The sequence below is a fragment of the Burkholderia sp. DN3021 genome, assembly GCF_049805555.1.
In the GTDB taxonomy this organism is placed as follows: Bacteria; Pseudomonadota; Gammaproteobacteria; order Burkholderiales; family Burkholderiaceae; genus Burkholderia; species Burkholderia pyrrocinia_C.
In genome coordinates, this window is sequence record NZ_JBNCAB010000003.1 from 207,938 (window position 1) to 217,756 (window position 9,819).

10 protein-coding genes and 1 pseudogene are annotated in these 9,819 nt (G+C 67.8%); 10 read left to right on the plus strand and 1 reads right to left on the minus strand.

Annotated features, from left to right (window positions below; genetic code table 11):
* The first annotated feature begins 54 nt into the window (after nt 1–54).
* Complete coding sequence (locus tag ACPUER_RS03205; protein WP_175962453.1) at nt 55–840, plus strand: response regulator; 786 nt, start codon at nt 55–57, stop codon at nt 838–840.
* Nucleotides 841–879: 39 nt separating this feature from the next.
* Here the strand turns inward: ACPUER_RS03205 and ACPUER_RS03210 are convergent, their stop codons facing one another.
* Nucleotides 880–2,790, minus strand: coding sequence for a histidine kinase (locus ACPUER_RS03210; RefSeq protein ID WP_425130331.1), 1,911 nt, complete (start codon nt 2,788–2,790; stop codon nt 880–882).
* Between ACPUER_RS03210 and ACPUER_RS03215 the strand changes: the two genes are divergently transcribed.
* The 9 genes and pseudogenes from ACPUER_RS03215 to ACPUER_RS03255 form a co-directional block, all read left to right on the plus strand.
* Entirely contained in the window at nt 2,789–3,310 is a 522-nt protein-coding gene (locus ACPUER_RS03215; protein ID WP_425130332.1) for an SCO family protein, read from the plus strand. The two genes, ACPUER_RS03210 and ACPUER_RS03215, sit on opposite strands and share 2 nt — an antisense overlap.
* Before the next feature lie 30 nt (nt 3,311–3,340).
* A complete protein-coding gene (locus ACPUER_RS03220) occupies nt 3,341–4,015 on the plus strand; it encodes a response regulator (RefSeq protein ID WP_244137363.1) in 675 nt (224 codons plus the stop codon).
* A 182-nt stretch (nt 4,016–4,197) separates the two neighbouring features.
* Complete coding sequence (gene gspG / locus ACPUER_RS03225; RefSeq protein ID WP_279610721.1) at nt 4,198–4,647, plus strand: type II secretion system major pseudopilin GspG; 450 nt, start codon at nt 4,198–4,200, stop codon at nt 4,645–4,647.
* 55 nt (nt 4,648–4,702) lie between these two features.
* Entirely contained in the window at nt 4,703–5,905 is a 1,203-nt protein-coding gene (locus ACPUER_RS03230) for a type II secretion system F family protein (RefSeq protein WP_047900254.1), read from the plus strand.
* A gap of 18 nt (nt 5,906–5,923) precedes the next feature.
* Complete coding sequence (locus tag ACPUER_RS03235) at nt 5,924–7,645, plus strand: GspE/PulE family protein (RefSeq protein WP_175962360.1); 1,722 nt, start codon at nt 5,924–5,926, stop codon at nt 7,643–7,645.
* The gene (locus ACPUER_RS03240; RefSeq protein WP_425130333.1) at nt 7,626–8,519 is read left to right on the plus strand and encodes a hypothetical protein; all 894 of its coding nucleotides are present in this window, start codon (nt 7,626–7,628) and stop codon (nt 8,517–8,519) included. Before ACPUER_RS03235 ends, ACPUER_RS03240 begins: the two co-directional genes overlap by 20 nt.
* Nucleotides 8,516–9,046 carry a hypothetical protein gene (locus ACPUER_RS03245; RefSeq protein WP_175962362.1) on the plus strand — a complete coding sequence of 177 codons (531 nt, stop codon included), beginning with the start codon at nt 8,516–8,518 and terminating at the stop codon, nt 9,044–9,046. Before ACPUER_RS03240 ends, ACPUER_RS03245 begins: the two co-directional genes overlap by 4 nt.
* The gene (locus tag ACPUER_RS03250; protein ID WP_425130334.1) at nt 9,043–9,609 is read left to right on the plus strand and encodes a hypothetical protein; all 567 of its coding nucleotides are present in this window, start codon (nt 9,043–9,045) and stop codon (nt 9,607–9,609) included. Before ACPUER_RS03245 ends, ACPUER_RS03250 begins: the two co-directional genes overlap by 4 nt.
* A pseudogene (locus tag ACPUER_RS03255) lies at nt 9,606–9,819 on the plus strand (hypothetical protein); the annotation flags it as partial. The gene ACPUER_RS03250 and the pseudogene ACPUER_RS03255, both read left to right, overlap by 4 nt.

The window sequence follows — 9,819 nt, forward strand, 5'->3', positions numbered from 1 at the left end:
GCAGGATGTGCCGATACGGCACGCCGCGCAGGAATGGAGGAACGGGGGATAGTCGTGAATACCAAATGTCGCGTTGTAATTGCAGAGGACCATGACCTGCTGAGAAATGGCCTCCGGTCGATGCTTTGCGCGCAAGGCGATTACGAGGTCGTCGGCGAGGCAAGGGACGGCAAGGAGGCGTGTCATCAGGCGCTGGCGCTGGCTCCCGATCTGATCCTGATGGATCTGTCGATGCGCGGGATGAACGGTATCGATGCGAGCGCAACGATCAAGCGGCGAACGCCGACGGTCCGGATCATCGCGCTCACGGTTCATCAGAGCGAGGAGTATGTGCGGGAGGCGCTGCGGGCGGGGGTCGACGGTTACGTGCTCAAGGACGTTTCGTTTGACGAATTGCTGCTCGCGATGCGCATGGTCATGCAGGGGAAGAAGCATCTGAGCGCGGACGTGTACGGCTACATGGTCGACTCGTTCGTGACCGGCCGTGAAATGCCTGCGCCGAGAAAGGCCTGGGACATCCTCACCGCGCGCGAGCGCAGCGTGCTGAAGCTGATTGCCGAAGGGCGCACCAACCGGCAGGTCGGTCAATACCTGAATCTGAGCCCGAAGACGATCGAGAAGTATCGGGCGAGCATGATGCACAAGCTCCATCTCGCGAACCTGACGGAACTGGTGCTGGTCGCGATGAGCATGGGCCTGCTGACCACGCTCGCGGCGAAGTGCGCGGAGCCGGATGCCGACGACGTGCCGACTCACTCGATCGACGACGTCGGGCCGCGGGAAGACGCCGACGCGCATGCGAGACTGGACGATTATCCGCTCGGCGGCATGCAGGATTGACGGCGGGATTGACGACGGGACCGACCGCGATCGCGCGCGTCAGCAGGCCCAGCTCGCCGAGATGAGCGTGCCGGTGGTGGCCGACGACTGGATCGAGAACGTGCCGCCCTGCGACTCGACGCGGTGCTGCATGCCGATCAGGCCGAGCCCGGCCGTGTACGCGTCTTCCGTCGTCAGCGGGCGATGCTCGTAGCCGATGCCGTTGTCGCGAATCGTCAGCAGCAGGCCGCCGGCGTCGTGGCGCAAGCCGAGTACGATCTCGGTGGCTTCCGCATGCTTGACGATGTTGTTGAGCGCCTCCTGCGCGACCCTGAACATGTCCGCCTTCAGATGGTCGGGTATGTCGTCTTCGTTGGCATCGCAATTGAACTCGACCATCAGCGTGTTCACGTCACGCTCGATGCGCCGGCACAGCGATGCAAGGGCCGCCGACAGACCGAGCTTGTCGAGCATCGGCGGCCGCAATTCGCCGCATATTTGGCGTACTTCGCCGATCGTCTCGCGGATCCGGAGCACCGTCGAATCGAGCAGATTCGCCGCCTCGTCGATTTCGCCGCGACGAATGCGCATCAGCGCGTCCTCATTCATCAGCTTGATGAGCGTCAACGCCTGACCGAGCCCATCGTGCAATTCCGCGGCAAGCCGGTAGCGCTCCTTCTGCTGGCCCATCAGCAGATAGGCGTGGCGGGCAGGCGCGCCCGCGTAGCGCGCCGCGGCCGCATCGTGCGGCTCGGGCTCGGGGGCCGGCGGTTCCTCGAACAGCGTCAGCAGCAGGCGCTCGCTGGTTGCCGTGGCGGGAAGCGTCTGCTGGTGCACCATGAACTGCGCGGGATGGCCGGTTCGCCCGCTGAGCATCGTGGTGAACGAATGACTGGGAAGGGCGGCGCCTCTGGACAATTCGTCTGCCAATTCGGCGTGGGCATCGTCGCGCGCCATGTCGAACAGATGCTTGCCGACGAGCTCGGCGCTCGAATAGCCGAACAGCGCCGCGGCGCTGCGATTGGCCGAGACGAAGATTCCGTCGGCCGTGAGAATCGCAAGGGCGGCGCCGCGTGCATCGGTGACGATGCCGGCGTCGCGGTCGCCCGCGCGCACCGCACCGCGAAGCTTGCGCATCGCATCGATCAGATCGAGCAGCCTGATTTGTGGCCTGGTGGGCTGGCGTTCGATCATGGGAGCTCCCGATGCGCAGTTTTCAGGAAATCGTAAGATTGCTGCCATTCTAGGATGCGACCGCCGCGTGTCGCAACAAGGGGAATACGGGGAGAGCGTGGGGATATTCCGGCAGTAGCGGGCGGGTATTCCAGCAAGCGGACATACCCTACCGGCCTTTGGGGGCGTCATCCCATGACGCTCGCGACCAAATTCAAGACACTGCGCTGACGAGGCACGGAAATCGCCATTGCCTTGTTTATCGTCAGGGGAGGTCGGTATGAAACGGATTGCCAGATCGACGATGGGGGCATTCGTGGTGGCGGGTGTCACGATCGCCGCGACCGCCGCGTGGTGCGCGCCCGTCGCAAGCGTCACCGAGCGCGCGGGCGAGAACGTCAGCGAGCACATCGGCGAACATTCCGCCGCGAGTGCCAATGAAAATGCGATGCCAGCGATGCCGGATGCTGCCACGAGCGCCGACGACAACGCGATGCAGGGCATTGCGACGAGTGCCGGCGAGAACGCGATGCCGGGCACTGCGACGAGTGCCGGCGAGAACGCGATGCAGGGCGCTGCCACGAGTGCCGGCGAGAACGCGATGCCGGACGCCGTCGGGCACGTCATGGAGCACGACGCGCAGGGCGCTGCCGGGAGCGCGGTCAAGCAAGCTGATGAAAGCACAACCGAAAGCGCACCCGGAAAAGCCGCGGAAAGCAGCACCGGGGACGCCGCCGGACCCGCCACGGAAAACACCGCGCCAAACACCGCCGGGACCGCGACCGAAGCGGCCGGCATGCACATGCATCACGTCGTGATGCCGGGCACGGTGCACACGACGGCCCAATACACGCTGCCGTCGGTCGACCTCGTGCGTGACGACGGCAAGACCGTGTCGCTGGTCAAGGAAGTGGACGACGGCAGGCCGGTGATCCTGACGTTCATCTACACCACCTGCACGACCATCTGTCCGATGATCAGCCAGACGCTCGAGCGGCTGCAGGGCGAGCTGGGCGCCGACCGCGACAAGGTGCACATCGTGTCGATCTCGATCGATCCGGAGCAGGACACGCCGGCGCGGCTCAAGGCCTATGCCGCGCATTTCGAAGCCGGACCCGAATGGCAGCACTACACGGGCACGGTCGAGGCGAGCATCGCGGCGCAGCGCGCGTTCAATGTCTTTCGCGGCGACAAGATGAATCACACGCCGGTGACGTTCATGCGGGCCGCGCCCGGCCAGCCGTGGCTGCGCATCGACGGTTTCGCGACGCCGACCGAACTGCTCGCGGCCTATCGCGACGTGGTCGCTTCCAACTAGGTGCAACGCGTCCGACAGGGAGCGTCGAAATTGGAAAAGAAGCATCGCGTGCTGATCGTCGAGGATCAGCATCTGCTGCGGCTCGGCCTCAGCCACATGGTGTCCGAGCTGGACGACTACTGCATTGTCGGCGAGGCGAGCGGCGGGGGCGAGGCCTGCCGTCTCGCCGCGCAGACGCTGCCCGACCTGATCCTGATGGATCTGTCGATGCCGGGCGGCAGCGGCTTCGAAGCGATCGCCACGATCAAGCGCGATGCGCCGCGTACGCGGATCATCGTCCTCACCGTCCATCGCAGCGAAGACAACGTCAGGGAGGCGTTTGCGTCCGGCGCGGACGGCTACGTGGTCAAGGATTCGTCGTTCGCCGATCTGGTCCGCGAGATGCGCTTCGTGATGCAGGGCAAGTGCGTGATCAGCCTGGACGCGTATCGGGCCCGCGCCGGCCTGCAGGGGCTGCGCGAGGCGAGCGCGCACAAGGCGCGCCTGTGGAGTTCGCTGACGAACCGCGAGCGCACGGTGCTGCGTCTCGTCGTCGAGGGGCACACGAGCCGGCAGGTCGGCGAGTGTCTGCAGCTCAGCCCGAAAACGGTGGAAAAGCATCGTGCGAACCTGATGCGCAAGCTCGGTCTCGTGAACCTGACCGGCCTCGTCCACTTCGCGATCGACATCGGCGTGCTCGCGCTGACCGACGACGATCGTGTGTGAAAACCCTCCATCGCGCCATGGCGCAACTGGGGGGGATCTACCCATGTCGATGGACGGCCCTCCCTACTTCTGACGCGTATCGCCCTGAACAAGAATGCAATCAATGGCTTCGGCGGTGCCGAAGCGGCGGGCGATACAGGGAGAAAGCCGTGCGCGACGAATTGTCCTCGATCCGCCCCGGCATGCCGGGGCATCTGCGGCAGGGCGAGGGGCTCGCTCGCCGCATGCGTGCGAGCCGCGGCTTCACGCTGCTCGAGCTGCTCGTCGTGATGGTCATCATCGGGCTGCTGGCGGGGCTCGTTGCGCCACGGTATTTCGAACAGGTCGGCAAGTCGAACGTGAAGATCGCGCGCGCGCAGATCGTGTCGCTCGGCCAGGCCCTCGACCAGTACCGGCTCGACGTCGGGGTCTATCCGACGACCGAGGAAGGACTGGACGCGCTCGTCAACAAGCCGCAGAGCGCGCCGCGCTGGAGCGGCCCGTATCTGCAGAAGGCTGTTCCCGTGGATCCGTGGGACCGCCCGTACCAGTACCGCTCGCCCGGCGAGCACGGCGACTACGACCTGTATTCGCTCGGCAAGGACGGGCGCGGCGGCGGAACAGGCGAGAACGTGACGATCTCGTCGTGGTAGGGACGCGCGGCCCGGCGGCCGAGCTTGTCGTGAGCAGTCAGCAAGGAGAGTCGACGTGAAGTTCGTGCTGCGTGTCTTCGATACGAATGGCTCGGTCCAGACGCTTCGCCTCGACAGCGATTCGCCGGCAACCGCGGCGGCGCTCGCACGCTCGCGCGGCCTGCGGGTCGTGTCGGTGAGCACGGACGCGCGGCGGCAGCGGCGCGGCGCGCGCCGGTTCGGAATGCCGGGCGCGCGGTTCGACGTTGCGATGTTCGCGCGCGAGCTCGCGGCGCTGCTCGACGCGGGCGTCGGCGTGGTCGACGCATTGCGCACGCTCGGCGGCAACGTGCGGCGCGAAGCGTCCGCGCAGGTGTATCGCGACCTGCTGCGGCAACTGGAGGAGGGGCAGTCGCTGTCGGCGGCGCTCGAGCACGCGAGCCCGATCTTTCCGCCGGTGCTGGTCGCATGCGTGAAGGCGAGCGAGCAGACCGGCGGCCTCGCCGCGAGCCTCACCCGTTACTCGCGCAATAGCGCGACGCTCCATGAGCTACGCGCGCGCGTGGTGTCGGCGGCGATCTATCCGACGGTGCTGCTGTTCGTCGGCGCGGCCGTCGTGCTGTTTCTGCTCGGCTTCGTCGTGCCGCGGTTCGCGTCGCTCCTCGAACACAGCGGCCGCGAACTGCCGCTGATGTCGCGCCTGCTGATGGCGTGGGGCGGCATGGTGCACGCGCACGGCGCCGGGCTGGCGGCCGCGCTTGCGGTGCTGGCCGTGGCAACCGGCGTTGCGCTGCGCCGGCCGGCGCTGCGGATCTGGATCGCCGATCGCCTGCTGGCGCTGCCCGGCATCGGGCAGCATTTCCGCGTGTTTCGCCAGTCCCAGTTCTATCGCACGACGGCGATGCTGGTCGACGGCGGCATTCCCGCCGTGCGCGCATTCGATCTGGCGCGCGGCCTGGTAGGCCGCGCGGACCAGGCCGCGCTCGCGGGCGCGCTGCAGCAGGTCCGCAATGGCGCGAGGATCTCCGACGCGTTCCAGCAGGCCGGCCTCGCGAACGCGATCGGCTACCGCCTGCTGACGGTCGCCGAAAAAACCGGCGGCCTCGGGCCCGTGCTCGACCGGATCGCCGCGTTCCAGGAAGCGCAGGTGTCGCGCACGATCGATCTGATCTCGCGGCTGATCGAGCCCGCGATGATGATCGTGATCGGCGTGGTGATCGGCGGCATCGTCGTGCTGATGTACCTGCCGATCTTCGAGATCGCGTCGAGCATTCAGTAGGCTGCCCTGGAGACACGCGTGGATACCGTCACCCCCTCACCGGAACCCCTCCCCGACGCGGGCGCCGCGTTGCGCGACGTCCTGCGCGCGCTCGGCAGGCAGCACGGTTCCGGCATTCGCGCGCTCGAGGCGCTGATGGCGCAGACGGCGCTCAGCGCGGACGAGATGCGCACGCAGCTCGCCGCGCAATTCCGGATGAAGCCGATCGGGATGCGCGAGCTGGGCCGCCTCGAGCCGGATTTCGACACGGTGCCGTTCGTCGACGCGACGGCGCGCATGTGCGTGTGCTTCCGCGATCCCGAGGGCGGCGACGCGCGGTTGTTCGCGATTGCCGATCCGCTCGATGCACGCACGCGCGGCTGGATCGAACACCGGATGCGTGCGCGGCCGGCGGTGCCGTACGGCTGGGCGCTCGCGAGCGCCGGGGATCTCAACGCGTATCTGACCGTGCGCGAGAAGGATATCCGCGCGCTGGACTCGCTCGCGTTCGACGATCCGATCCAGAACGCGCCCGATCCGGCGTCGCTCGCGCTGACGCTGCAGGGCATCAGCAACGACGACAGTCCGGTGGTGCGCCTGCTCAATTCGACGATCTACGATGCGCTCAAGATGCTCGCGAGCGACATCCACCTGGAATGCCGCACGAACGGCCTGATGATCAAGTGCCGTGTCGACGGCGTGCTCACCGTGGTGGGCCGCGTCGAGGGCCGGGAGGTTGCCGACCAGGTCCTGTCCCGCGTGAAGGTGATCTCCGAGCTCGACATCGCGGAGCGCCGCGTTCCGCAGGACGGACGCTTCAAGGCGATGTACGCCGGGCGCGAGATCGATTTCCGCGTGTCGATCATGCCGAACCAGTTCGGCGAGGACGCGGTGTTGCGGATTCTCGACCGCTACCAGCTGTCCCAGGCCGCGGGCGGCCTGACGCTCGAGGCATTGGGCTTCCAGCCGGGCGACACGCGCTTCATGCGCTCGGTCGCGTCGATGCCGTACGGGATGCTGCTCGTCACGGGGCCGACCGGCAGCGGCAAGACCACGACGCTTTACGCGATCCTCACCGAGATCAACAACGGTCTCGAGAAGATCGTGACGATCGAGGATCCGGTCGAATACCAGCTCGGCGAAATCCTGCAGATTCCGGTCAACGAGGCGAAGGGCCTGACCTTCGCGCGCGGGCTGCGGTCGATCCTGCGGCACGACCCGGACAAGATCATGGTCGGCGAGATCCGCGATCCGGAAACCGCGCAGATCGCCGTGCAGGCCGCGCTGACCGGTCACCAGGTGTTCACGACCGTGCACGCGAACAACGTGTTCGACGTGATCGGCCGCTTCACGAACATGGAGGTCGATCCGTACAGCTTCGTCTCCGCGCTCAACGGCGTGATCGCGCAGCGGCTGCTGCGCCAGTGCTGCCCGGATTGCCTGGCCGAGGACGAGGTGGGCGCGGATGCGCTCGCCCGCTCGGGCATCGACCCGGATACGGCCGGCAGCTACCTGTTTCGGCGCGGCGCGGGGTGCGCGATGTGCCGCGGCAGCGGCTATCGCGGCCGGCGTGCGATCGCGGAGGCGCTGCGCATGAACGACGAGCTGAGGCAACTGCTGTCGGAGCGCGCGCCGCTCGGGCACATCAAGGCGGCGGCGCTGCGCCACGGGATGACGACGTTGCGATCGGCGGCCATCGAACTGGTGCGGCGCGGCGAGACGACGCTCGAGGAGATCAATCGTGTCACGATGGTTGAATAACCCGCTTGCGATCGGCGTCGGGACGCGCGAGATCGTCGTCGGCGTCCGTTCGCCCGCACTGTGGCGACCGCGCAAGCGCGCATTCGCCGCCGATCCGGTCAGCGTCGCGATTCCCGACGCGCAGTTCGGCAGCGAGACGGGCGTGCTCGACGCGCTGCGCGCCGCGCTGGCCGCGGCACCCGGCGGCGCGGCCGATGCCGCCGCCGCGCAGCGGCAGGCGCGTGGCTCAAGGTCGTCGACGGGCGACGCGCACGTCGTGCTCGACGATTTCTGGTGCCACCACGCGATACTGCGCGGCGACTTCCGCGCGTTGCGCATGCGCGAACTCGAAGAAGTCGTGCTCGCCCATTTCTCCGACACGTACGGGATCGACGGTGCATCGCTGGTCGTGCGCTTCTGCGTGCAGCACGGTGGCCGCGCGCTCTTCGCCGCCGCGCTGTCGCGCACGCTGCACGACGGCTTCCATGACGCGGGGGCATCGGCCGGGGTCCGCATCCGCAGCCTGAGATCGGGGCTTCCGGAGACGCTGAATCGCATCGCGGTGAAAGCCGGCGACGATGCGCTGCTGATTGTCGTCGCCGATGCGTTGATGCAGGCGGTCATGATCGAGCGCGGCGGCTGGGCTGCCTACGATGCGCAACGCCTCTTTCCCGGCGAGTCCGGCGACGCGTCGCGGCTGGCCGAACTCGCGGAGCAGTCGTTCGAACGTTCGGCAACGCGGGCCGGGCTGAAGCGCGAGGACTGCCCGGTCTATCTGACCGGGATCGACACGGACTTCGCGCCGTTCGACGCGCGTTTCGCGGCCGCGGTACGGCTGCCGGTGCCGGCGCTCGACGCCTCGCCCGCGCGCCGGCTGATGGAGTACGCGCCATGATGCCGATGCTCGATATCGACTTTTGCCGGCGCCATGCCCGCACCGGGACGAGCGGGGTGATCCTGCTGGGTGTCGCAGTGCTGCTGTGGGCCGCGTGCGGCGCATGGCTGTGGCATGCGTATGCGCAGAACGGCCGCGCGCGGGCGAACGTGGAGGCTGCCGAGCATCGCACGCTCGCGCAGCGGCACGTCGTGAAGCCGCCGCCGACGGCGGCCGCGAAGCTCGCGGAAAAGCAGAGCCAGGCGGTGCTGCGCGAACTGACCGTGCCGTGGCAGACGCTGTTCGCGCTCGTCGAGGACTATCCCGACCATGACGTCGCGCTGATCGGCATCGACCAGAACCCGGCGCAAGGCCAGATTCGCATCACGGCCGAAGCGAAGAATCCGGACGCGATGATCGCGTACCTGAAGTATCTGCAGACGAGCGTCGTGCTGCGCGAAGCGGTGCTCAACGGTCATCTCGTCGAGGACAACGTGCCGGGCAAGCCGGTGCGTTTCCAGATCACGGCCGTCTGGAGGACGTCATGAAAACCGGTCGGTTGACGGACCGCCTGGCCACGCTGCGTTTCGAGTTGCGGCGCGCATTCGGTCTGCCGGGACTCGTCGGACTGCTGATGATCGGCGCGGCAGCCGTCGCGGTCGCGGCGATCTCCGGCCTGGAAGCCGATACGCGCGCGATGCAGGCGCCGGTCGGGCTCGTGCGATCGGCGCACGGCCATCGTCCGGTCGCGGCGCGCGGCGCGCCGGCGGACGCGGTGGCGCTCGATACGTTGCCCGAACTGTTCCCGCGCTTCTCGCACAGCGCGGACGACATCGCGTCGATCTTCGCGCAGGCGCGCGACAGCCATCTGACGCTCGGTTCCGCCGAGTACCAGGTGACGACCGAGTCGGGTGCGCGCTTCGCGCGCTATCAGGTGCTGCTGCCGGTCAAGGATCAGTACGGCGCGATCCGGCAATTTCTGGCGTCGGTGCTCAACAACGTGCCGAACGCGGCGCTGCAGGAAATCCACGTCGAGCGCCCCGCGGTGGGCAGCAACATCCTCGATGCGCGCGTGCGCTTCGAGCTCATCTACCGGAGCGCCCAGCCATGATTTCCGCCGTCATGAAGCCCGCGTCGCACCGGCGCATCGCGCTGGCGCTGTGCTGCGTCCTCGTTGCCGGCGCCGGGTATCGCGTGCTGGTCGCGGCGATGCAGCAGCCGGCGCCGGTCCCGGCATTTGGCGGCCTGCATCGCGACGGCGGGCATACGCCGCCGGCACGGACCGCCGCGCATGCGGCGGCCGCGCACGCCGCGGTGCCCG